This window comes from Microbacterium sp. (genome assembly GCF_047605725.1).
Lineage (GTDB): Bacteria > Actinomycetota > Actinomycetes > Actinomycetales > Microbacteriaceae > Microbacterium.
In genome coordinates, this window is record NZ_JASGFE010000025.1 from 1 (window position 1) to 22,845 (window position 22,845).

Genomic DNA, 22,845 nt, shown 5'->3' on the forward strand with positions numbered 1-22,845 from the left:
ACCTCGCCGCCGCCGCGCACGCCGAGCGGCGGCGAGGTCGGCCCGCAGGCTCCGCATCGCCTCGCGCACACTGCCGCGCACCTCGTCGGCGATGAGCCGCACGCTGTCGGCCAGACCCTCCTCGATGCCGTCGAGGTCGGCGGCGCGCGCGCGGACCTCGGCACGACCGGCATCCGTGATCTCGTAGACGGTCTTGCGTCCGTCGACGGTCTTGACCACCAGGCCCTCCCCCTCCAGCTTGGCCAGGCGCGGGTAGACGGTCCCCGCGCTGGGCGTGTAGGTGCCGCCGGTGCGGTCGGACAGGGCCTGCATGAGCTCGTAGCCGTGCCGCGGCGCCTCGTCGAGCAGGTTCAGCAGGTACAGGCGCAGCCCTCCGTGGGCGAACACCGGGGCCACGGTCACCACTCCTCTTCGGTGCCGGGCCGGCGCAGCACGGTGATGTCGCCGGAGACCGAGTTGACCCGGATGTCGGCGAACGACCCGCTGAGCCCGCCGGTCGAGCCGGTGTAGTTCGTGGTGGGGCCGGTGCCCTGACCGGAGCGGAGCACACCGTCGACGAGCACGCGACCGCTGACGCTGCGCAGCACGTAGTTGGTCGACAGCCCCTCGTCGATGCGCACGGTGGTGTCGCCGCCGACGGTGTTGAGGGTGATGGCGTGCACCGGGCCGTCGGAGTCGACGACCATCCCGCCCGACACCGTGTCGATGCTCGCCTTGCGGATCGTGCCGGTCGCCGCGACCGCGCCCGACACCGAGTTCGCGGTGAGCGCGCCGACGAGGCCGCGCACCTGCACGTCGCCGGAGACCGCGTTCACGGACAGCTCGCCGGTGAGCCCGTCGACGATGATGTCTCCGGACACCGTGTTCAGGCGCGCATCGGAGACCAGGCCCGACACCAGCGCGCTCGCGTTGACGACGCCGAGGGTGAGCGCGATGCTCCTGGGCACCGCGACGCTGATCTCGGCCTTGGGGCCACCGGTGCCGAAGTTGCGGAACACCTCCAGGAAGTTGTCCCAGCGCAACTGCGGGTGGTCGATCTCGACGACGTCGCCGGAGGCCTCGATGCGGAGGTCCTTCACGGTGACGGCGTGCACCTCGATGCGCACGCCGGCCTCGTCGTGCGCCACGATGTCGATCTGGCCGCCGACCAGGCCGACCTTGAGCTTTCGGACGTCGTCGACGTCGATGACGCGGGTCTCACCGGGGTGGATGAGCCACTTCTCGAGGGTCATGGGATGCTCCTGTTCCAATACGCGATATATCGCGTCTTCCATCCCAGGATAACACGATATATCGCGTCTATCGAACGAGCTGCCGAGAGCAAACAGCGAACCGGACGGGGTACCTCGGACGGCGCGCAGAAGAAATGAGCGGGGGGCGGATGCCGCGGCATCCGCCCCCCGCCGTCTGGTCTCTTGGTCCTGCCGAGGCTGGGGACATCGACATGGACCGTAACCACCTCGCTCTCACCGGGACTGGGGATCCGGTGGCTCAAGCGAGCCGATCCCGCCGGACTGGGGAGCGCCGACGGGAGTTGGTTAGCAAAAGTTAACAATGATACTGGACACCCGTCAAGTCGGGCGCAGGGCGCGGTGGGGACTCAGGAGCGTCTCGGGATGACGGCCTACGATCGTTCGCACACGAAACTCTGGGGGTTCGACATGGTGACATCGACGGAGCGCGCCACGAAGGCGCGCGGCGACAAGTACGCGCTGCGGCGACGCATGCTCGCCGAGGCAGCCCTCGTGACGCTCGCCGAGCACGGCTTCGCCAACACGGGCCTGCGCGACATCGCACAGCACTCCGCGCTGTCGCACGGCTCGCTGCACTACTACTTCGAGGACAAGAACGACCTCGTCGCCGAGTCGGTGTGGCTCTACAAGTCGCGGTGCGCGCGGCGGTACGAGCCGATCCTGGAGACCGCGACGGATGCCGACGACTTCGTCGCCCGCATCGCCGACGCCATGGCCGCCACGCTGCGCGACGATGCCTCGATGCACCGGCTCTGGTACGACCTGCGCAATCAGGCGCTGTTCGACGAGGGCTTCCGCGACACCATCATCCGCATCGACCAGCTGCTCCAGCAGATGGTCTGGTCGATCGTGCAGCGGCACGCCGATCTGGTCGGGCGTACGCCGTGCATCGAGCCCGAGCCGGCGTACGCCCTGGTGGACGGACTGTTCCAGCACGCGCTGATCCGGTTCCTGCGGGGAGAGCGCGGGGCGGTCGACCGCCTGCGCCGCGAGTGCGCGGCGCTGCTGCCCCAGCTGGCCTGAGCCGGTACGGCTCCGGATGCCGGCGGCCGCGGCATCCGGCATGCGACTCCGCGGGATCGTTCCGTGCCGATCGCGTGCGATACTGAGCCGATACACGCGTGTATCGGCTTCGGCCGCGTCGCCCCGTCATCCCGTTCGCAAAGGCCCTCCGTGTCGAACCTCGCCGTCCTGAGCCTCAGGAACCGCGCCCTCATCGCGCTCGTCACGGTCGTCGCGGCGATCTTCGGCGCACTGGCGCTCACGAGCCTCAAGCAGGAGCTGATCCCGTCGATCGAGTTCCCGCAGCTGTCGATCGTGTCCACCTACCCGGGCGCCTCGCCCGAGGTCGTCGCCGCCGATCTGTCCGGTCCGATCGAGACCGCGATCCAGGCCGTGCCGGGACTGGAGTCGACCAGCTCCACGAGCACGACGAACGCGTCGATCGTGCAGGCCTCGTTCACCTACGGCACCGACCTGGCGACCGCCGAGCAGAAGATCCTGCAGGCCATCAACCGCATCAAGAGTCAGCTGCCCGACGGCGTCGAGCCCAACGTGCTGAGCTTCTCCATCGACGACTTCCCCGTCATCCAGCTGGCCGTCACCGGCTACGACGACGAGGAGTCGATCCAGGCGCGGCTGGACTCGGCCGTGATCCCCGACCTCGAGGACGTGCCAGGGGTGAGCGCGGCGCAGGTGGTCGGCGGACGAGGGCAGCGCGTCACTATCACGCCCGACCAGGCCGCGCTGGCGGCATCCGGGTTCTCGTCGCAGTCGATCCGCGACGCCCTCGACCAGAACGGGGTGCTCTTCCCCGGCGGCCAGATCACCGAGGACGGGCTCACCCTCACGGTGCAGACCGGGGCGAAGATCACCTCGCTCGACGAGCTCGCCGACCTGCCGCTCGTGCCCGGAAGCGCCGATCAGCTCCGCGCCGGCGCGGTCACGATCGGCGATGTCGCCGATGTCGTCGAGGAGCGCGACCCCGTGCAGACCATCTCGCGCGTGGACGGCGAGCCCGCCCTCACGGTCGCGGTCACCAAGCTCCCCGCCGCGAACACGGTGGACGTCTCGCGCGGTGTGCTGGCCGTCCTTCCCGACCTGGAGCGGGCGCTGGGCGGCGACGCCGCGTTCACCGTCGTGTTCGACCAGGCGCCCTACATCCAGCAGTCGATCGAGTCGCTCGCGCAGGAGGGTCTGCTGGGCCTGGCCTTCGCGGTGCTCGTGATCCTGGTGTTCCTGCTGTCGGTGCGCTCGACGCTCGTGACCGCGATCTCCATCCCCACGAGCGTGCTCATCACGTTCGTGGGCATCCAGGCGTTCGGGTACTCGCTGAACATCCTCACCCTCGGTGCGTTGACCATCGCGATCGGGCGGGTCGTCGACGACTCCATCGTGGTGATCGAGAACATCAAGCGCCATTACGTCGGCGACGCCGACAAGCTCACCTCGATCGTGCGGGCGGTGCGCGAGGTCGCCGCCGCGATCACGGCGTCGACGATCACGACGGTGGCCGTGTTCCTCCCGATCGCGTTCGTCGGCGACATGACCGGGGAGCTGTTCCGCCCCTTCGCCCTGACCATCACGATCGCCATGTCGGCCTCGCTGCTGGTGGCGCTGACCATCGTGCCGGTGCTCGCGTACTGGTTCCTCCGCCCCGGCAGGCCGATCACGGATGCCGAGGGCCGCCAGGTCGACCCGGAGAGCGCGGATGCCCCGCCCTCGCGCCTGCAGCGGTGCTACCTGCCGGTGCTGCGCTGGACCCTGAAGCACTCGTGGATCACACTGCTGCTGGCGGTGCTCGTGCTCGGCGGTACGGTCGCCGCCGCCCCCCTCATGAAGACGAACTTCATCGGCGACTCCGGGCAGAACACCTTCACGATGACCCAGACCATCGGGGCGGCCGCCTCGCTCGACGAGGAGGACGCCGCCGCGCAGCGCGTCGAAGAGGCGATCCACGACGTCGCGGGCGTGGAGACGGTGCAGGTGTCGATCGGATCGTCGGGGTCGGCGCTGCGCGACGCGTTCACCGGCGGCGGCAGCGGGGTCACCTACTCGATCACGACCGATCCGACCGCCGACCAGCTCGAGGTGCGCGAGGCCGTGCAGCAGGCCGTCGCCCGCCTCGACGACGTCGGCGAGATCACCCTGGTGGCCGGAGACGGGCTCGACTCCAACGACATCGAGATCGACGTCACTGCTCCCGACCACACCACCCTGCAGGAGGCGACGGATGCCGTCGTGGCCGCGGTCGAGGGCAAGGACGGCATCAGCCAGGTCACCTCGAACCTCTCGGCATCCCTCCCCTACATCGCGGTCACCGTGGACCGCGCCGAGGCCGCATCGCTCGGGCTGTCGGAGGTCGCCGTCGGCGCGCTCGTGTCGGGCACGATGCAGCCGCAGCAGATCGGCACGGTCGAGCTCGACGACACCGCGCTGACCGTCTACCTCGCCGCGTCGCAGACCCCCGCGACGCTCGATGAGCTGCGCGCGCTCACGGTGCCGACGGCCACCGGTCCGGTGCCGCTGCAGCAGCTCGCGACGGTCGAGCAGAGCCAGGGGCCGACCTCGATCACCGCGCAGCGCGGCCAGCGCACCTCGACCGTGACGGCGACCCCGTCCGGCGATGACCTGTCCACCGCGACGGCGACGGTCCGCCAGGCCCTGCTCGATGCGGAGCTGCCCACGGCGGCGGACGCGGAGCTGGGCGGGGTCGTCTCGCAGCAGCAGGACGCGTTCGGCCAGTTGGGCCTGGCGATGCTGGCGGCGATCCTCATCGTCTACATCGTGATGGTCGCGACCTTCCGCTCACTCCGCCAGCCGCTGCTGCTGCTGGTGTCCGTGCCGTTCGCGGCGACCGGCGCGATCCTGCTGCAGGTGGTCACCGGCGTGCCGCTGGGCGTGGCATCCCTCATCGGCGTGCTCATGCTGATCGGCATCGTCGTGACCAACGCCATCGTGCTCGTCGACCTCGTCAACCAGTACCGCGAGAAGGGGCTCTCCGTCCACGACGCGACCGTGGCCGGGGGGTCGAGGCGGCTGCGACCGATCCTCATGACGGCGCTCGCGACGATCTTCGCGCTCACGCCGATGGCGCTCGGGGTCACCGGGCACGGCGGCTTCATCTCTCAGCCGCTGGCGATCGTCGTGATCGGCGGGCTGGTGTCGTCGACGGTGCTTACGCTGCTCGTGCTGCCGACGCTCTACCATCTCGTCGAAGGGGCACGCGAACGCCGCGGGCGCGCACGGCCGACCGCGGCGGACGGGCGTGGACCAGCCGCAGCGGAGCACGCCCCATCCGAACCCGGTGCGCAAGGCCTGCGCGCGTGACGAGCGCGGCGGCACCGGCCGGAGCCGTGGGGACGGTCCGGGCGCGGACGATCGCGGCGACGGGGCGCGCGTCGACCTGCTCGGCCGCCGACGCCTCGTCGGACGTCGCGCGCTCGGGTGCGGGGCGGCCGAGCATGCGCGAGTGCAGTCCGCGCGAGAACACCGTGGTCCACAGCCCGATGAGGCTGAACCCGATCAGTTCGAAAGCGGCGAGGTTGATCAGGCACGACAGGAACAGCGCGATCGCGGGGATCAGCACGCAGAGCGTGACCAGCGTGACGGCGCGCAGACGCGCGGACAGGAGCCGCCGCGACCGCATCGCGATCATCAGGGCGACGATGAACGAGAGCATGGCGCCGCTGGCGGCCCGCTCGTGCAGGAACTGGTTCGTCGTCAGAGGGACCATGCCGACGACGCTCAGGTGGGAGCCGAGCGAGGCCACGCTCAACGTGAAGAACTCGCATCTGCGCCGGTGAGCGGCACTGGACACGCTGAGCAGCTCGACCCTGGCGCGGATCGCGAAGCAGACGAACAGTGCGCCGGCCACGACGATGGTCGTGTTGAAGGCATAGCCGGACAGGTCGCGGTGCGTGCCGAGCTCGCTGAAGTGCAGCCGCCACCACCCCCTGTCCGAGGTGGTCAGGATCGAGAAGGCGACACCGGTCACGAGCACGGCGATCGCCGCGGTCGAGAGGTGGCCGGCGCGCATGCGTTCGGGTCGGAGACGGGTCACCGCGCGCAGCAGTGAGAGGGTGGGCAGCGGCGGCGCGGGCAGGGAGAGTGCGGACATCGTGAGCTCACAGATCAAAAAAGGCGTCGCCGAACCTGCATCCCTCCCCGGATGGTGCGGTGACGCCGGGGCTACAAGGGCTCCCCAGCCGAGCGGTCAGGACCGCTCGAGCCCATCGTATCCGGCTCACCTGTGAGTCGGCGAGTCGGATTTGATCGATTCAGCGCCGATCAGCGCCGGTAGTCGATTCCCCACTGCGCGCGTCGGCTTTCGCCCGGCGCCAGGACGACCAGGCCCTGCCCCGTGTTGAACGCGTCAGCCGGCGCCGTCATCGGCTCAACGGCGACCGCGAGCTCCTGGCCGGGGAAGCGATCGGTCGTGAAGACCTGCACGTAGTCGAACCCCTCGCCCTGCCACAGCTCGACCGCCCGGCCGTCCGGCGCCGTCAGCGTGGTGCGGACGCGCCCGTCCGCGTCGCGAGCCAGATCGCCGTACGCGGTGTCGAGCGAGAGGTCGCCGAGCCGCCGCGGCGAGCGCAGGTCGGTCGCGGCATCCACCGGCGTCTGCGCGACCGGGATGAGGCGGTCGTCGACCTCGAACCGGGTCTGCGCGTCCAGGCGGATGGTGAGGTCGGCCGTGCGCACGCCGCCCAGTTGCAGGTACGGGTGGGTGCCGAGGGCGAACGGCGCGGCATCCGCCCCCGCGTTGACGACCTCGTGGGTGACGGTGAGGCCCGCGGGGCCCACGCGGTAGTCCACGGTGCTGTCGAGCTGGAAGGGGTATCCGGTCTGCGGGAAGACGGTCGCGGCGAGCGTGATGCGATCGGACTCCTGGACGACGGGCTGATAGGGGACGAAGCGCAGCAGACCGTGCGAGGCGTTGCCGTAGGCGGGCTCGGTGATCGCGAGCTGCCGGGTGACGCCGTCGCGAGTCCAGCGGCCGCCGGCCACGCGGTTGGGCCAGGGCAGCAGCACGATGCCCGCCGCGGCGGGAGTGGGCGCGGTGTCGGGGTAGGGCGGGACGAGGGCGACGCCGCCGACGTCGAGCACGCGCAGGGCGGCGCCGACCTGCGTGATCTCGGCGTGGACGTCGCCTCGGGCGATGCGGAAGCGGATGCCGGTCGGGTCGGAGGCCATGACACGACGTTAGCGGTCCGCGCGTGGGTTCGGGCGTGGGTTTCGGCGTGCGTTCGGGCGTGGGTTCGGGCGCGCGTTTTGGGCGCGGGTTTCGGGCGCGCGAAGTTCGGAGAGTCGCGCGAAGTTCGGAGGATTTGGCTGAGATCCTCCGAAGTTCGCGCGATTCTCCGAGGTTGGTGACGCCGGGTTGGGGGGATGCCGGGGATCGGGGGCCGCGGGCCGGGATGCGGGGGCCAGGATGCGGGGGCCGGGATGCGGGGACCGCGGGCCGGGGCGGGGATGCGGGGGCCGCGGGGCGGGGCGGGGATGCGGGGGCCGCGGGGCGGGGCGGGGATGCGGGGGCCGGGGAGGCCGGGGCGGCCAGCGGGCTCCCAGCCTGGCGCCGGGGTGCGCTGCTAGGCTCGTGCGGTCGGCTCGGGACACCGCGTGTGCGGGTGGGTTTGTGAGTCTAGGGGCCGATGGTGTGCGTCGCTCGACGCCCATGACCATCACATGAATGGCCCCCGGCCGACGACAGTCCGGGTCTGCTCGCCGTGGGCGAGCGCTGTTCTCGTGCGAGAGAACCCAGAAGGACGACCCATGCCCAAGCACAAGAAGCCGGCCGCAGGCCGCGCCCACGACTTCGACCCGCGCTACGCGAGCGCGCGCAAGCACCGCCCGGGGGAGTCCTCGTGGGGCACGCCGGCGTCGGGCAAGCCGGGGTCGAAGAGCCCGAAGCACCGCGGCTACCGGCCCGAGGCCGACGACACTTCGGGCACGCCGGGCGCGCCTGGCAAGAAGAAGCGTTGGAGCGCGCAGGAGAAGGCGGGCCGGAGCGAAGCCCGCGGCATCCGCACCCACGCGCACGGCGATCGGGCCGGCCGCGCGGGTGCCGACCGAGGGGATCGGTCGTACGAGGCGCGTCCGGCGCGCGGGTTCGGGGAGCGTCCGGCCCGTTCCGGTGGCGACGACCGTGCGTTCCGCTCCGGCGACACTCGTTCGTCGCGTTACGGCGGCGACCGCGCGGCGCGCTCGGACCGTCAGTTCCGCGGCGACAGCCGCTCGGACCGCGGTGACCGCGCGGTGCGACCGTCCGGTGACCGTCCGTTCCGTTCCGGCGACCGTGCGTTTCGCGGCGACCGTATGCCGCGTTCGGATCGTCCGTTCCGTTCCGACGGTGGCGACCGTTCGTTCCGTGACGGTGACCGTGCGGGGCGACCGTCCGGGCGCTCCTACGACGCTCGACGTGCCGGCGGCGAGGACCGCGGTTCCCGCGGGCACGGCGACGGCTCGGCGCGCGGCGACCGCCCGTTCCGTTCCGGCGAGGAGCGTCCGGCGCGTCCGTACGGCGAGCGCCGCGATGAGCGCGCGGGTCGCCCCGACCGTGGCGCCGGCCGTGACCGCGCGGGCCGCGGTGACCGAGCCGTGCGGAGTGACCGCTTCGACTGGGCGGATCGTGACGGACGGGGTGCGTCGAGCGACCGAGCCGACCGCTTCGGCGACGAGGGGCGCGGGCACGACCGCGATCCGCGCGGCTTCGACGACCGCCCGCGTCGCGAGGACGGCGACGGTCGTGACGACCGCCCGCGTCGCGAGGACGGCGACGGTCGTGACGACCGCGCTGGTCGTGACCGCCGCGAGTACAGCCGGGGGCACGACCTCGAACGAGCGACGTTCCGCGCCGCGCGTCCGCCCCGCTCCTTCGACTCGCGCTCCGGCGGCGCCGGCGATGCCGACCGTCCGGCGCGTCGCGGCGACCGCCCGTCCTTCGGTGCAGGCGAGCGTCCGTACCGTGACGACCGCCCCCGTCGTGAGGACCGTCGGCCGGACCGTTCGGACTGGACCTCCCGACCGCAGCGCGACGCCGACGAGCTCGATGTCGTGCACGAGCGGCTGCAGGCCGAGGCGGTCGACGCGGCGACGGTGGCGGAGGCATCCTTCGCCGAACTCGGTCTCGGCGCGAACCTCGTGAAAGCACTCGCCGAGCTCGGCGCCGCGACGCCGTTCCCCATCCAGGCCGCGACGATCCCGCCGATCCTGCAGGGGCGCGACGTGCTCGCCCGCGGACGCACCGGCTCGGGCAAGACCATCGCGTTCGGTGCGCCGTTGGTCGAGTCGATCCTGCGCGCGCAGGCCGGGCAGCGTCGCGAGTTCGGCCGCAGCCCGAAGGCGCTCGTGCTCGCCCCCACGCGTGAGTTGGCGCTGCAGATCGACCGCACGATCCAGGCGCTCGCCCGGAGCGTGGGCCTGTTCACGACACAGGTCTACGGTGGCGTGCCGCAGGCGCGTCAGGTCGGCGCGCTCCGCAAGGGCGTCGACATCGTGATCGGCACCCCCGGCCGCATCGAGGACCTGCAGGAGCAGGGCCGGCTCGACCTCTCCGAGGTGCAGCTGGTCGTCCTCGACGAGGCCGACCACATGAGCGAGCTGGGCTTCCTGGAGCCGATGCAGCGGATCCTCCGCCTCGTCGCCGACGGCGCCCAGAAGCTCATGTTCTCGGCCACGCTCGACCGAGAGGTCGCGGCCCTCGTCGACGAGTTCCTCGTCGAGCCGGCCGTGTACGAGGTCGCCGGCGAGGATCAGGACTCCGGCACGATCGACCACCGTGTGCTCGTCATCGACCACCGCGACAAGGCCGAGATCCTGGCATCCCTCGTCGACCGTGACGACAAGACCCTCGTGTTCACCCGCACCCGTGCGTACGCCGAGATGCTCGCTGAGCAGTTCGAGGATGTCGGCATCCCGACCGTCGCCCTCCACGGCGACCTCAACCAGGCCAAGCGCACGCGCAACCTGCAGCGGCTCACCGACGGGCGCGTGCGCGTGCTCGTGGCGACCGATGTCGCGGCCCGCGGCATCCACGTCGACGACATCGGCCTCGTGGTGCAGGCCGACCCGCCCGACGAGTACAAGACCTACCTGCACCGTTCCGGCCGCACGGGCCGCGCGGGGCGGGAGGGCAGGGTCGTGACCCTGATCACGCGCCCGCGTCGGCGCCGCATGACGGAGCTGCTGGACCGTGCCGAGATCGAGGCGCCGTTCGACGAGGTGCGCCCGGGCGACGACCTGCTCGAAGAGATCGCCGGCCGCCAGGTCGACCCCGTCGCCTGAGGCGGGGCCGGGGGTGCCCGGCATGGGTGTGCGTCGGAATCCGTCCCGGACGGCTCGGAAGCACGGCTGCGCTCCATGCCCGCGCGTCGCCGGCATGGGTGTGTGTCGGAATCCGTCCCGGACGAAGGCTGAACGCGCCCGAGTGTCGCCGTAGCGCTGCATTCGGTCCGTCTGGCCTGCGTCCGGGCGCGATTACTCGGCCGCCGCGCATCGCGCGCGTCAAGCGAACGCCGCATCGCGTCGCGCGTCGCGCCTCCGCACGCGCCCCCGCACGCGCGCCCGGCCTGCGCCCCGGGCTGCTCGGCCCGCTGGCGAGTCAGCACCTTCCCCACGCGAGTCACTGCTTGCGGTGCGAGTCACTGTGCTGCAGCGCAGTGACTCGCAGATAGAGGAGTGACTCGAGGGCGACAGTGAGGGCGAGGGCGAGGGCGAGAGTGAGGGCGCCAGTGAGGGCGCCGTCAGCGGTCGGTGGGGCGCGAAACGCCCTCCGCGGCGAACGCTTCGAGGGCGGACGCCGCGGTATCCGCCCCGCCGAGCAGCTGCAGCTGCGTCGCCACCCGGGCCGCGGCGGCACGGAATGCAGGTTCTGTCCGCACGCGCTGCACGGCCTCGCGCACCGCGCGGGTCGACGGCGTGCCCGTCCGCAGGTTCACGCCCGCGCCCGACCATGCCACGCGCGCGGCGACCTCGGGCTTGTCCAGGTCGCCGCCGGCGACCACGAGCGGGATGCCGTGGCCGAGCGCCGTGAGCGTGCCACCCCAGCCGCCGTTGGTGACCAGGACGTCGACGTGCGGAAGGAGGTGCGCGTAGGGGAGGAAGCCCGCGACGCGGGCATTCGCGGGCACCGGGAACGGCAGCTCGTCGCGCCCCGGGATGCCGGTCGTCGCGACGACCAGGACGTCCTCGCCGGCCAGAGCGTCGAGCGCGGGGCGGAGCAGGTCGGCCGGGTCGATGTTCTGCGTGCCCTGCGTCACGCACACGACCTCGCGGTCGTCAAGGTCGCGCCACCATCCCGGCGGATCGAATGCGGCGATCGTGCTGCGGGCGAGCACGCCGACGAACTGTACGTGCGAAGGTCGGTCGGTGCGTCCGAAGTCCAGCAGCGGCGAGCCGCTGGCCAGCACGAGCCCGCGCGAGAACACCGTCTGCTCGAACGTCGCGGAAGAACGCGGCAGGCCTGTGTCGCTGCGTGCGCGTGCGAGCGGTCCGCGCAGGGGCAGGCCGCCCAGCGGGAGGGCGGCGCGTAGCAGGGCGTCGCGCACCCGCATGAGGGGCGTCGTCCCGGGGGTCAGTCCCATGCCGCTCGGCGGGCCTTCACAGCTTGCGAGGTTCAGGGGCAGCACCGCGAGCGTGGCGAAACGGCAGCTGCTCCTCTCCGCGAACAGCACCGCACCCACCGAGATCTCGTCGCCCACGAGGGCGTCCCAGGGCTCGCGATCCCACTCGGTGGCGAGATCGGCGACCTGCGCGGGTGCGGTGCCGATCATGAGGTCCGCGATGTTGACGAAGACCTGTCTGATGCCCTTCTTGCCGCGCAGCCGCGGGAACGTTGCGGTGAGGTCGTTCTCGTCGAAGTCCGGCGCTTGCCGCCAGGGCACCAGGGCTGCGCCGGTCGCCGCGGTCTTCGCGGCGAATGCCGAGCCGGTGTGCACGCGCACGTCGTGGCCGCGTGCCACGAGCGCCTCGGCCAGCGCGAGCATCGGGGCGACGTGCCCCGTGAACGGCATCGCTGAGAGCAAGAACCGGGCCATGGCGCCATTGTTGCCTGCGCCGGGCGGTCGCGCGAGAGCCGGCGGCGGTCGATGACGTGCCGTCCTTTGGGTGGACCGCGTCTCGTTCGGATCGTTCGGGTCGACAGCCGCCCTCGGGTTGACAGCCGCTCCCGGGACGACATCCGCCCCGGTCTCGGAGCCACCCGCCGCGTCTGAGGCGCCCGGGGCCGAGGTATGGGCTGGAATGCGTCCCGGGCGAAGGCTGAATGTACCAGGGTCCTGCTGAGCCGGCCTATACGGCAGGTCTGGCCCTTCTCCGGGCACGATTACCCGGGGTCTGCGCGGCGTGAGCGTCGCGCAGACCCCGCAACGCGCTCTTGACGCGACCCTGGTGGTACAGGATGTCCTCGGCGACCGGCCGAAGCGAGGCCAAGCCGAGCCCCGCGCAGGCGAGGTCCCGGCGGCGGTCCCTCAGTTGCGAGTCCCAGCCGGTGTGAAACTCCTCGCTGTCGCACTCGACAACGAGCCAGCCGTCCAGCACAAGGTCGACTCGCCCGACGCCTGTGAGCCTAACCTGCACGTCCACCGAGAACCCGAGCTCGAGGGCGATGAGGCGCACGATGCTCTCCGGGCCGGATTCCGCTCGCCCGTCCACCAGGTCGCGGAGGTGGCCGAATCGAGACGGCAGCTGCGCGAAGATCTCATCGACGTCGTCTTCGCGGATCAGCCCGAGGTGGAGGGCGGAGTCGAGCGTGGCGACGGCGGCGCGCTGCGGCTGGCATCGGACCGACTGGGCGAGGGCGTCGACGATGTCGACGGCGGTGGCGCGCGGATGCGGGCTTCGCATGAGCGGCCGCCAATGCCGCACCACCCGCTCTGCCGATGGGGGGCGCGTCGCGGACGACGGCAGGTGGATGTGCGGCCGGTCGTTCGTCAGCACGAAGACCCCCAGCGACTGGAGGAGCGAGAGGCAGGCGACACGAGCGCCTGCCCGCGCTGCGGTCGTGACATCGGCGGGTGCTCCGGCGCGGAGGTAGCGGCCGTTGCGGACGCGGATCAGGAGGTCGGCGTCCACGGCGGCGCGCACGGCGCCCTTACCCAGCCCGACGGCGCGAAGGTCCGCGGTCCGGAGAATCGGGTGGCTGCCTATGAAGGGCTCGGCAGGCACGTCATCGAGGCGGGCCAGGATCGACTCGAGAGAACGGGGTCGGCGTGTCATCGGAACACTCTCGCGAAATCCAGGGGCCGGTGGGCGGGCATGTGCGGATCTGTGGATAGATTCCCTCTTCCGGCGAACTGTGGAGGAGTCCTTGCAGCGAGCCCGGTAGCGTGTGGTCCAACGTCACGGAGAAAGTGACCCGCGCGAAGGCTGGATCGCCGCAAAGCCTCGCGATTCGGGCAGATCGCGGCGGACAGCCTCCGCGCGGGCCTGATTCCGGTCGTGCGCGTGCGCAACCCCCGCCGCTGCCGTCAGAAGAGCCGCTCCGATTCGGCCGCCCGGCCGCGGGTCGTGGTGACGATCGGCCCGCGTTGCACAGGCCGGGGGGAACCGTCGTCCTCGACGCGACCGTCCAGCCCGTGCCGCCGCAGCAGCGGGCGCACGCGTGCCGACAGCCACGAGCGGTACGCCTTGGGCGCCATGACGGATGCCCCGCGGTACAGGCCGCGGTAGGCGCCCACCAGCTCGGGATGCTCCCGCTCCAACCACGCCATGAACCACGGCTTCACGCCGGCGCGCAGGTGCAGGGCGCCGAACACGACGCGCGCGGCTCCCGCCGCGCGGAGGTGCGCGAGCGTGTCATCGAGCACCGCGACCGAATCGGTCAGGTGCGGCAGGATCGGCATGAGGAAGACGGTGACCCCGAATCCGGCTTCCGTCGCCGCGCGGACCGTCTCCAGTCGTGCCGCGAAGCTCGGCGCGCCCGGCTCGATCAGACGCCGCAGCTCCTCGTCGGCGACCGCGATCGACATCGCCAGCGACACCGGCACGACCGCGGCGGCGTCGCGCAGCAGGGGCAGGTCGCGGCGCACGAGCGTGCCCTTCGTGAGGATCGACAGCGGCGTGCCGGAGTCGGCGAGCGCCTCGACGATGCCGGGCATGAGCCGGTAGCGCCCCTCGGCGCGCTGGTACGGATCAGTGTTCGTGCCGAGCGCGACGCGCTCGCGCTGCCAGTTCGGCCGTGCGAGCTCCCGCCGCAGCACGTCGGCGGCGTTGACCTTCACCACGATCTGACTATCGAAGTCGTGGCCCGCGTCGAGCTCGAGGTACTCGTGCGTGCCCCGCGCGAAGCAGTAGGTGCAGGCGTGGCTGCATCCGCGGTATGGGTTGACGGTCCACTCGAACGGCATCGACGACGCCCCGGGAACGCGGTTCAGCACCGAGCGCGCCTGCACCTCGTGGAACACCATGCCGGTGAACTCGGGCGTCGTCACGGTGCGGACGAGTCCGGACAGTGACTCCAGCCCGGGAAGCGCCGCCTCGTCCCTCGCCTCCAGGCTCTGTCCGTGCCACCGCATACACTTATGGGAACAGAACTGCTATTAAAAGGCAAGTAGGTGTCGATCATGATTAGAACGAGACGATGGCGTGCGGATGCCGCGTGGATCGCGTCGCGCAGGGTCTGTGCGGCATGCCGGTGCACAATGGGCAGGTGTCGGAACCCGAACCGCCTCCTGAGCCGAGCCCGGAGCGGGCCGATCGCGTCAGGGCGTGGTCCGCCGCTGCGGTGGCCGCCGTGCTCGTGGTGGGGACGGCGGTGGCGCTCGTGGCGGCGTTCGCCGGACCGGTCGTCGGTGCGGGTGAAGCGGTCGGCGGGTGGACCGAGGCGGATGGCACGGGGGCCGGAACCGCGGCGCCGACGGTGTCCGCGTTGCCGGTGCCGGATCAGATCACGGACGACACGGACGACACGGACGCGGCGGACGGCGCGGACGAGGCGGGCCAGGCGATCACGGGGGCGCCCTGCGACGATCCCGCGGTGGTGGCGGCGCTCGGGGAAGGGCGAGATGCCGACGTGATCACTGCGGTCGGCGGCGGGGCGGCGTTCCGCGACCTCGTCGTGGCGGGCGCGGCGCCGTGCGTGAGCCTGGGCGAGGCGGGCCGGCTCTGGGTCGTCGTCAACAAGCAGCGTCCGCTCGATCCGCTCGACTACGCGCCCGACTCGCTGGCGCGCGCCGAGGGGGTGCAGCGCACGAGTGGTGTGCAGGAGCGCGCCGACGTCGCCGATGCGCTGGAGGGGCTGGCAGCCGCCGCCGAGGCGGAGGGCGCCGGGACGGTCGGGATCAACAGCGGATTCCGGTCGTACCGCTCGCAGCAGTCGACCTTCAACGGCTACGTCGGCTCGCTCGGGCGCGCCCAGGCCGAGCTCGTCAGCGCCCGCGCGGGGTACAGCGAGCATCAGACCGGGCTCGCCGTCGACATCGTCGCGTGCAGTCGCGGATGCGGGTCGCTGGAGCAGTTCGCCGGCACGTCGCAGGCGACCTGGCTCGCCGACAACGCGTGGCGGTTCGGGTTCATCGTCCGCTACGAGCAGGGCATGACCGGGGTGACTGGCTACGACTGGGAGCCCTGGCACGTGCGGTACGTGGGCGTCGAGCTCGCGAAGGCCTATCACGACGGCGGCTATCACACCCTCGAGGAGTTCTTCGGGCTGCCGGCGGCCCCCGGCTACCTCGACTGACGCATCGGGTGTCTGGCGAGCGCCGGGCGCCCGCGGCGGTCGATCCTGCCCGCGGACGGTCGGTCCTGCCCGCCGGCGGTCGGTCCTGCCCACGGCGAGCGCGGGGGGCCCGCGACGGTCGATCCTGCCCGCGGCGGTCGCTCCTGCCCGCAGGTGACCACCGGCTGCCGGCGGCACCGGGTAGTCCGACTGATGAGCCGGGCGTCACGCGAGTGCCGGGTGCCCGCGGCGGTCGGTCCTGCCCGCGGCGAGTGCCGGGTGCCCGCGGCGGTCGATCCTGCCCACGGGTGGTCGATCCTGCCCGCGGCGAGTGCCGGGCCCGCGGGCGCTCGCAGGCTGCCGACCGCTGCGGCCCGCGGGCCACTCCGACTGAGCACGGCATCTAGACTGCGAGGGAGGGCGTGCACAGCGGCATCCCGATGCCCGCGCGCCGCCGCGACAGGACGACAGCAGGGAGCCGGCATGGAACGCGACATCTACGACGAGGACCACGAGGCGTTCCGCGATCTGGTGCGTGAGTTCTGCCGCCGGCACGCCACGAACGCAGCGCGCGAGCGATGGGATGCCGCCGGCGAGGTCGATCGCGCAACGATGCTCGCTGCGGGCGAGGCGGGCGTGATCGGCCTGTCCGTGCCGGAGGAGTTCGGTGGGGCGGGGATGCTGCAGGACTTCCGCTTCCGCGCGGTCGTGAACGAGGAGGTCATCGCCGCCGGGGCGGGCTCGCTCGCCGGCGCGTTCGGCATCCAGGACGACCTGGCCGTGCCGTACCTCGTGCACATGGGCACGCAGGCACAGAAGGAGAAGTGGCTGCCGCGCATGGCCACCGGCGAGGTGCTCGGGGCTCTGGGCATGACCGAGCCGGGGGCCGGCAGTGACCTGCGCGGCATCGCCACGACCGCCAAGAAGGTCGACGGCGGCTATCTCGTCAACGGCGCGAAGACGTTCATCTCGTCGGGGGCGACCGCGGACATCGTCGTCACGTTCGTCAAGACCGGCGAGGGCAATCGCCCCGACGCCTTCTCGCTCGTGCTCGTCGAGAGCGGCATGGCCGGGTTCGACCACGGCAAGAAGCTCGACAAGGTGGGCTTCCACGGCCACGACACCGCGGAGCTGTCGTTCAGCGACGTCTTCGTGCCCGACGAGAACCTCATCGGCGGCGAGGAGGGGCTGGGGTTCGTCCAGCTCATGATGAACCTCCCGCTGGAGCGGTTGTCGATCGGCGTCGCCGCGGCGGCCTCGGCGCAGGCGGCCCTGGACTGGACCCTCGCGTACACGAGGGACCGTGAGGCGTTCGGCGAGCGCGTGATCGACTTCCAGCACAGCCGCTTCGCGCTGGCCGACGTCGCCACGACGGTCGATGCCCTGTGGGCCTACATCGACCGGGCGCTGCTCGCGTACCGCGACGGGCGGCTCACCGCCGAGGAGGCGGCGAAGATCAAGTTCTGGGCGACCGAGCGCGAGTGGGAGGTGCTCGACACGTGCGTGCAGTTGCACGGCGGGTACGGGTACATCACCGAGTATCCGATCGCGCGCGCGTTCGCGGATGCCAGGGTGCACCGCATCTACGGCGGCACGAACGAGATCATGCGGGAGATCGTGGGGCGCCGGCTCGCCGGCAAGCGCTGATTCGTAGGAGGTCGTGCCGCCAGGTCATGACCGTCGGGTGGGTCCGGTGTCCCTGCGGCAGCGGGTCCAGAGCGCTGACGGCGCGCAGAGTCTCCGACCGGATCAGCGCCGGCCGAGGCCGCGGTAGGTCCAGCCGGCCTCGCGCCAGTGGGCCGGGTCGTAGCTGTTGCGCGCGTCGACGATGTTGCGCGAGGCGACCAGCGCGCCGGCTGTGGCCGGGTCGAGGTAGCGGTACTCGTCCCACTCGGTGACCAGGACCACGGCATCCGCCCCGCCGAGCGCGTCGGAGAGCGTCTCGCGGTAGTCGAGCTGCGGGTGCAGCGCCCGTGCGTTGGCGATCGCCTCGGGGTCGGTGGCGCGCACGTTCGCGCCGAGGCCCTTCAGGCGCACCGCCACGTCGAGGGCGGGCGAGTCGCGGATGTCGTCGGAGTGCGGCTTGAAGGCGAGGCCGAGCACGGCGACGTTCTTGCCGTGCGGCTCGCCGCCGAGGAGGTCCACGACGTGGTCGACGACCTTCTGGCGGCGACGGAGGTTGATCGCGTCGACCTCCTTGAGGAAGGCCACCGACTCGCCGCAGCCGAGCTCCTCGGCGCGCGCGGTGAACGCACGGATGTCCTTGGGGAGGCATCCGCCGCCGAAGCCGACGCCGGCGCCGAGGAAGCGGCGTCCGATCCGGGCGTCGTGGCCGATCGCGTCGGCGAGCTGGGTGACGTCGGCGCCGGTGACCTCCGCGATCTCGGCCATCGCGTTGATGAACGAGATCTTCGTGGCCAGGAACGCGTTGGCGGCGACCTTGACCAGCTCCGCGGTCGCGAAGTCGGTGACCACGAGCGGGATGCCGGTGGCGATGACCTGCGCGTACACCGCGCGCAGCGCGGCCTCGGCGATCTCGGCGCGCTCCGGCTCGGGCGGCAGGCCGAACACGAGCCGGTCGGGCGTGAGGGAGTCCTTGACGGCCCATCCCTCGCGCAGGAACTCCGGGTTCCAGGCGAGCACGGCGCCGGTCCCCGCGCCGGTGACGAGGTCGGCGAGCCGGGTCGCCGAGCCGACCGGCACGGTCGACTTGCCGACGACGACATCGCCTGCGCTCGTGTGCGGGAGGAGGGCGGTGATCGCCGCGTCGACGTAGGTCATGTCGGCGGCATTGCCGCCCTTGGTCTGGGGCGTGCCGACCGCGATGAAGTGCAGGGCGGCGCCCGCGGCATCCGCCATTTCGGTGGAGAAGCGCAGGCGCCCCGACGCGACGTGCGTGGTCAGCAGCTCGGGAAGTCCGGGCTCGAAGAACGGCGCCTCGCCCCGGGTGAGGGCGGCGACCTTCCGCTCGTCGACGTCGATGCCGACCACCTCGTGGCCGAGCTCGGCCATGGCGGCGGCGTGCACCGCGCCCAGATATCCGCAACCGATGACGGAGATGCGCATTGCGGACCCCTCTTAGATCGTGAGAACTTCCCCTGACGCGCCGAATCACGGCGCGCCCACTATCCAATCATGGGGGATGCCGAGCGGACGTGCGTGCACGGTTCGATGCGCCGGGGACCGCGCGCGTGGCCCCGGCGCAGTCCGGGAGTCGGATCATTGTCCCCGGCCGGTGCGGGAAGGTGGTGGGTGGTGATCCCAACCCCGACCGTCAGCGTCGGGGCGGTCGGAGGCCATGGAACGCACGTAGTCGCCCAGGTAGGGCAGCGAGAAGGAGACGTGGCCGCGCCCGTCTGCCTGGACGTACCCGCTCTCGATGAGTCGCTTCTTGTAGACCTGGACGTATTGGTCTGACACGCCGAGTCGCTGAACGAGATCAGCGATCTTGGTACGGCCGAAATCGACTGCCATTGCCTGGACGAATCGTTGGTCCATTTCGGAGAGGTCTTGGAAGACTCGGCTGATCACGCGGCGTTCAACCGCTGTGATCGCACGTCCGTGCGCGGCCCGTGCGTCAGCCAGTGAGATCGTGGGCGATGCTTCACTGCTGCGCCACGCGTAGTCTCCAGCCAGTTGCACGAGGTACGGGTATCCCTGAGAGAAGCTCACGAGCAGATCGAGCGCGTCCTCATCGATGGTCTTGCCGCCAATGCGGATGGACTCGGCGAGCACATGGCGGGTCTCTGCGGGCGTCAAGCGACGGAAATCGAGCTCTCGCGAGCGGCGGAGAAAGGTCGTGTGGTCATGCTCGAGCAGCGCGTCCAAGTCGACCTTGATCCCCGCGAAGACAACCATGATGTTCGCGCCTTCGCCGATAGCATGGGAGATCTCGAGCGCGAACCGAGACAACTCCCGGAGCCGTGCCTTCCCGGAGGAGACCTCGTCGATCGTGATCAGGATGCCACTGTGCGGACGCCGCTCGGCAAGAACAGTCGAGAGCGCAATGAGGTCGCGGCGAAGCAGCGGCCTCACATCACGTGACCGCTCGACGGATTCCCATTGGGCGCTCAGCTGTCCGATGCCCAGGCTCGTCAGTCGCTTCCCCGAGTCTGGCGCCAGCTCGTTGAGCAGGTTCGGGATGGTCGTCTCCATGACACGATCCATCAGTCCTGAGCCGGCGTCGTCGCTGATCACCAGCCACCCGTTCGCTCGCGCAGCGTCCTGCAACTGCGCCAGCATCGAGGTTTTCCCGGCTCCTCGGAGTCCCGAGATCAGAACCGACTGATTCTCCCCGAAGTCCGCGGTTTCGAAGACCTCCGTCAGCTCGGCGATCTCGACGCCATGCCCGCCGAACACGAGTGGGCGACGACCGTATCCTGGGCTGAACGGGCTGGGCTCGGGGGACCCACGGTGCGCGATCATGAGAACAGCCTAGTGCGGAGTCTTATTTATTTTATTTGTTTTGCTGTCGACCGACTACTACCTGGATTCGTCGGTCGCCCTCCGGGCCTTGCTGGGTCATTCCCCTCACGCTGCAGCGTGGCTCGAAGACACCATCGCCGACGATCGACACACCGTCGTCTCATCGCGGATCATCAGGACGGAGATCACACGCGTCCTCCGCCGCGAGGGCCTTCCCGTCGCGACGCGCGATGAGTTGGTGGACTACCTGCAGCTGGTGCCGATGGACGACGGCATCCTCGCCGAGGCGGAGGCGATCGTGCCGCATGTGAAGACGCTCGATGCGATCCATCTCGCCGCCGCGATCAGGACGGGTCTCGACCTCGTGATCGTGTCGCATGACGCGGGGATGAAGGCGGTGGCCGCGATCATCGGCTACGACACGTTCGACCCCGTGGAGGCCGACTGACACCCTGTGCGCAGGTTCAGCCGACCGGGCTCACGGTGCCGTCGGTCTCGCGGTATCGGTCGTCGGTGACCGGTCGCGTCCTTGGTGACCACGGCGCCCGCGGTGACCAGCGCCCACTCGTTGATCGTCATGGGACGATGAATCTGGCGCGCACCGTTGCGTCGAGGTGTCGCCCAGTCCTAGGCTCGGCCCAAGCGCTCACCACCCGAGGGACGTAAGAGGCATCATTCCGCGATGCCGCACACGACGGCTGTGTGGCGGCCGGGGGGTGGGGATGTCGGATCGAGACCTTGTTGTGCTCGGTATCTCTGGTGTGCAGCGGTACATCGCCGAGTCGCGCGGGACGGCAGACCTCGCCAACGCAAGCGCGATCATGACGATGCTGGCCGCAGCTGGAGCGAGCTACGTCCATGGGCTGCCCGACGTCCAGCTCGTCCTTCCGCATACCGATGCGCTCACAGTGGGAAACGACGAGACACGTCCGGTTCCCAACCGGATCGTCGCACGCGTTCCTGCTGGCGAGGGTGTCGACGCTGCCAAGGGGGCTGAGGTCGCGATCCGTGAGACCTGGAAGACGCACCTCGCTCTCGTGGCGACGAAGACTCTCGGGTACGTGAACGTGGATGACTTCGTGGCCGACACCCCGGGCCTCCCCGATGTGCGCTGGGTGGTCGTACCAGCGGATCAGCAGTACGAGAAACAGTGGCGCGAGGCCGGGAGAGCGTTCGGCGCGTTGAAACGTTCTGCTCCCTTCCCGCAGATCGGTGGCCGCACTGGCGGGAGCGGAAGACTATGCGACCTCAGCCGACGTTGGCTGGCGGTGGAACCACCCAAGACGCCGAAACACTCGCGCGGCAAGCTCTCTGTGGCGAACTGGGCGAAGCGCGTGGGTCTTGATGAGAAAGGCGAGGAACGCCTCAGGTTCCCGTCAACGCGTTCGGTCGCCTCGGCACACTACCGCAAGCGGCTCATCGAACTCGTCGAGAGTGACGAGGGTGTGCGCGAGCACCTCACGCGCCTCCATCAGGCCGTACGGGATATCGACTGCTCGTTGGAGCGCCCAGTCGGCGGAATGCCGGAGAAGAAGGGCCTGTTGGCCGACTGGATCTCGCGCGGCTCGGCCGCGTGGCTGTCGCGCGACGACTGGGATGCCGCAACCGTCAAGCGCCGGCATCCGCTCGACGACACGACGGACGGGGAGAAGAAGCGCGACCAGGCAGTCACGAGGGGCGCAGACGCGATCCGAGAGCTGCGCGCCCGCCTTGGGAAGCAGTATCCGGGCCTCGGCCGTCCGCCCGTCTACCTCGCGATCGTCGCGCAAGACATCGACAGCCTCGGCGAGCGGCTCAGCGCGCACGCCACTCCGCAGGAGCACAGCGCGTTGTCGCAGAGCCTGTCCGAGCTGGCCGGGAAGTTCCGCGACGATCTCGAAACGGCCGACCTACTCGCCACCGTCGTCTACGCCGGCGGCGACGATCTGCTGTTCCTCGTGCCGGCGAAGTCCGCGCTCGCGGCCGCCAAGGTTGCGCGCACGTCGGTCGACGCGCTGACCGGCCCGGGTCAGGGCCTGACCGCCAGCACAGCGATCGTCTTCTTCCACGAGGCGACGCCGTTCTCGGGCGTCGTCCAAGAAGCACAGCGGCTGTTGGAGCAGGCCAAGAAGGCGCGCGTCAGCAAGGATGCCCTCGGTGTGGCCTTCCGGTGGCATAGCGGGGCGACGCGTGAAGTGATCCTCCCGTGGCGCGCCTCCACGGATGCGTGGGCGACGGACATCCTCGGTAGGTTCGCCGATGGTCCGGCGCGCATCGTCTCGCCGAGCTTCATGGCAGACATCGACCGGGATGCCGATGAGCTGCTTGCGCTGTGGAAGCACCACGAGGAGTCGTTCCAACTGGAGGTGGCACGATTGGCCGACCGTCACGCCACGGGAGACCCCACTGCCGTGAAAGCTCTCGTGGAGGCTGTCGCCGTGCTCAATCGGGAACTGGAAGACGGCAGCAGCCCCATTCCGCTGACCGACGCGCTCAAGATCGCGTTCGCGATCAGTCGAGAGGTGCGCTGAG

General features: G+C 70.8%; 15 protein-coding genes and 1 pseudogene. 7 read left to right on the forward strand and 9 right to left on the reverse strand.

Translation table 11 applies throughout. The features are described 5' to 3' along the window. Nucleotides 1-396, reverse strand: a 396-nt coding sequence (locus QM641_RS07125; RefSeq protein ID WP_415114944.1) for a PadR family transcriptional regulator, incomplete at its 3' end; no start/stop codon positions are given. 2 nt (nucleotides 397-398) lie between these two features. Beyond that, nucleotides 399-1,232: a DUF4097 family beta strand repeat-containing protein gene (locus tag QM641_RS07130; protein ID WP_415114894.1), complete on the reverse strand. Its 834-nt coding sequence runs from the start codon at nucleotides 1,230-1,232 to the stop codon at nucleotides 399-401. Nucleotides 1,233-1,616: 384 nt separating this feature from the next. Here QM641_RS07130 and QM641_RS07135 point away from each other — a divergent pair, with 384 nt between their 5' ends. Together QM641_RS07135 and QM641_RS07140 are read left to right on the forward strand one after the other, a co-directional pair. Next, nucleotides 1,617-2,276, forward strand: coding sequence for a TetR/AcrR family transcriptional regulator (locus QM641_RS07135; RefSeq protein WP_415114896.1), 660 nt, complete (start codon nucleotides 1,617-1,619; stop codon nucleotides 2,274-2,276). A 150-nt stretch (nucleotides 2,277-2,426) separates the two neighbouring features. Continuing rightward, entirely contained in the window at nucleotides 2,427-5,582 is a 3,156-nt protein-coding gene (locus QM641_RS07140; protein WP_415114898.1) for an efflux RND transporter permease subunit, read from the forward strand. Between the two features lie 166 nt (nucleotides 5,583-5,748). On the opposite strand, the pseudogene QM641_RS07145 reads toward QM641_RS07140, so the two are convergent. Both QM641_RS07145 and QM641_RS07150 read right to left on the reverse strand, forming a co-directional pair. Next, nucleotides 5,749-6,372: pseudogene (locus QM641_RS07145) on the reverse strand (DUF998 domain-containing protein); the annotation flags it as partial. A gap of 170 nt (nucleotides 6,373-6,542) precedes the next feature. Further along, on the reverse strand, nucleotides 6,543-7,448 hold the full coding sequence (locus tag QM641_RS07150) for an aldose 1-epimerase family protein (protein WP_415114900.1): 906 nt from the start codon (nucleotides 7,446-7,448) through the stop codon (nucleotides 6,543-6,545). A 579-nt stretch (nucleotides 7,449-8,027) separates the two neighbouring features. Between QM641_RS07150 and QM641_RS07155 the strand changes: the two genes are divergently transcribed. Next, the gene (locus QM641_RS07155) at nucleotides 8,028-10,538 is read left to right on the forward strand and encodes a DEAD/DEAH box helicase (protein WP_415114902.1); all 2,511 of its coding nucleotides are present in this window, start codon (nucleotides 8,028-8,030) and stop codon (nucleotides 10,536-10,538) included. A gap of 458 nt (nucleotides 10,539-10,996) precedes the next feature. On the opposite strand, the gene QM641_RS07160 is transcribed toward QM641_RS07155, so the two are convergent. From QM641_RS07160 to QM641_RS07170, 3 genes are all read right to left on the reverse strand, one after another. Further along, complete coding sequence (locus tag QM641_RS07160; RefSeq protein WP_415114904.1) at nucleotides 10,997-12,289, reverse strand: glycosyltransferase; 1,293 nt, start codon at nucleotides 12,287-12,289, stop codon at nucleotides 10,997-10,999. 253 nt (nucleotides 12,290-12,542) lie between these two features. Continuing rightward, on the reverse strand, nucleotides 12,543-13,469 hold the full coding sequence (locus tag QM641_RS07165; RefSeq protein ID WP_415114906.1) for a hypothetical protein: 927 nt from the start codon (nucleotides 13,467-13,469) through the stop codon (nucleotides 12,543-12,545). A gap of 251 nt (nucleotides 13,470-13,720) precedes the next feature. Next, complete coding sequence (locus tag QM641_RS07170) at nucleotides 13,721-14,767, reverse strand: Rv2578c family radical SAM protein (protein WP_415114908.1); 1,047 nt, start codon at nucleotides 14,765-14,767, stop codon at nucleotides 13,721-13,723. A 134-nt stretch (nucleotides 14,768-14,901) separates the two neighbouring features. On the opposite strand from QM641_RS07170, the gene QM641_RS07175 reads away from it, so the two are divergent. Together QM641_RS07175 and QM641_RS07180 are read left to right on the forward strand one after the other, a co-directional pair. After that, the gene (locus QM641_RS07175) at nucleotides 14,902-15,930 is read left to right on the forward strand and encodes a M15 family metallopeptidase (RefSeq protein ID WP_415114910.1); all 1,029 of its coding nucleotides are present in this window, start codon (nucleotides 14,902-14,904) and stop codon (nucleotides 15,928-15,930) included. 462 nt (nucleotides 15,931-16,392) lie between these two features. Beyond that, nucleotides 16,393-17,556, forward strand: coding sequence for an acyl-CoA dehydrogenase family protein (locus QM641_RS07180; RefSeq protein WP_415114912.1), 1,164 nt, complete (start codon nucleotides 16,393-16,395; stop codon nucleotides 17,554-17,556). Between the two features lie 102 nt (nucleotides 17,557-17,658). Here the strand turns inward: QM641_RS07180 and QM641_RS07185 are convergent, their stop codons facing one another. Together QM641_RS07185 and QM641_RS07190 are read right to left on the reverse strand one after the other, a co-directional pair. Continuing rightward, entirely contained in the window at nucleotides 17,659-18,975 is a 1,317-nt protein-coding gene (locus QM641_RS07185; protein ID WP_415114914.1) for a UDP-glucose dehydrogenase family protein, read from the reverse strand. A gap of 153 nt (nucleotides 18,976-19,128) precedes the next feature. Continuing rightward, a complete protein-coding gene (locus QM641_RS07190) occupies nucleotides 19,129-20,334 on the reverse strand; it encodes an AAA family ATPase (protein ID WP_415114916.1) in 1,206 nt (401 codons plus the stop codon). 40 nt (nucleotides 20,335-20,374) lie between these two features. On the opposite strand from QM641_RS07190, the gene QM641_RS07195 reads away from it, so the two are divergent. Beyond that, nucleotides 20,375-20,782 (forward strand): type II toxin-antitoxin system VapC family toxin, encoded by a 408-nt coding sequence (locus QM641_RS07195; RefSeq protein ID WP_415114918.1) that lies wholly within the window; start codon nucleotides 20,375-20,377, stop codon nucleotides 20,780-20,782. Between the two features lie 274 nt (nucleotides 20,783-21,056). Next, nucleotides 21,057-22,844, forward strand: coding sequence for a Cas10/Cmr2 second palm domain-containing protein (locus QM641_RS07200; RefSeq protein WP_415114920.1), 1,788 nt, complete (start codon nucleotides 21,057-21,059; stop codon nucleotides 22,842-22,844). Nucleotide 22,845 lies beyond the last annotated feature (1 nt).

Excerpts from the sequence above, each read along its gene's own strand:
- QM641_RS07150 (WP_415114900.1), bottom strand. The coding sequence starts at position 7,448 with ATGGCCTCCGACCCGACCGGCATCCGCTTCCGCATCGCCCGAGGCGAC.
- QM641_RS07190 (WP_415114916.1), bottom strand. The coding sequence starts at position 20,334 with ATGATCGCGCACCGTGGGTCCCCCGAGCCCAGCCCGTTCAGCCCAGGA.
- QM641_RS07160 (WP_415114904.1), bottom strand. The coding sequence starts at position 12,289 with ATGGCCCGGTTCTTGCTCTCAGCGATGCCGTTCACGGGGCACGTCGCC.
- QM641_RS07135 (WP_415114896.1), top strand. The coding sequence starts at position 1,617 with ATGACGGCCTACGATCGTTCGCACACGAAACTCTGGGGGTTCGACATG.
- QM641_RS07180 (WP_415114912.1), top strand. The coding sequence starts at position 16,393 with ATGGAACGCGACATCTACGACGAGGACCACGAGGCGTTCCGCGATCTG.
- QM641_RS07200 (WP_415114920.1), top strand. The coding sequence starts at position 21,057 with ATGTCGGATCGAGACCTTGTTGTGCTCGGTATCTCTGGTGTGCAGCGG.
- QM641_RS07155 (WP_415114902.1), top strand. The coding sequence starts at position 8,028 with ATGCCCAAGCACAAGAAGCCGGCCGCAGGCCGCGCCCACGACTTCGAC.
- QM641_RS07170 (WP_415114908.1), bottom strand. The coding sequence starts at position 14,767 with ATGCGGTGGCACGGACAGAGCCTGGAGGCGAGGGACGAGGCGGCGCTT.
- QM641_RS07165 (WP_415114906.1), bottom strand. The coding sequence starts at position 13,469 with ATGACACGCCGACCCCGTTCTCTCGAGTCGATCCTGGCCCGCCTCGAT.
- QM641_RS07130 (WP_415114894.1), bottom strand. The coding sequence starts at position 1,232 with ATGACCCTCGAGAAGTGGCTCATCCACCCCGGTGAGACCCGCGTCATC.
- QM641_RS07185 (WP_415114914.1), bottom strand. The coding sequence starts at position 18,975 with ATGCGCATCTCCGTCATCGGTTGCGGATATCTGGGCGCGGTGCACGCC.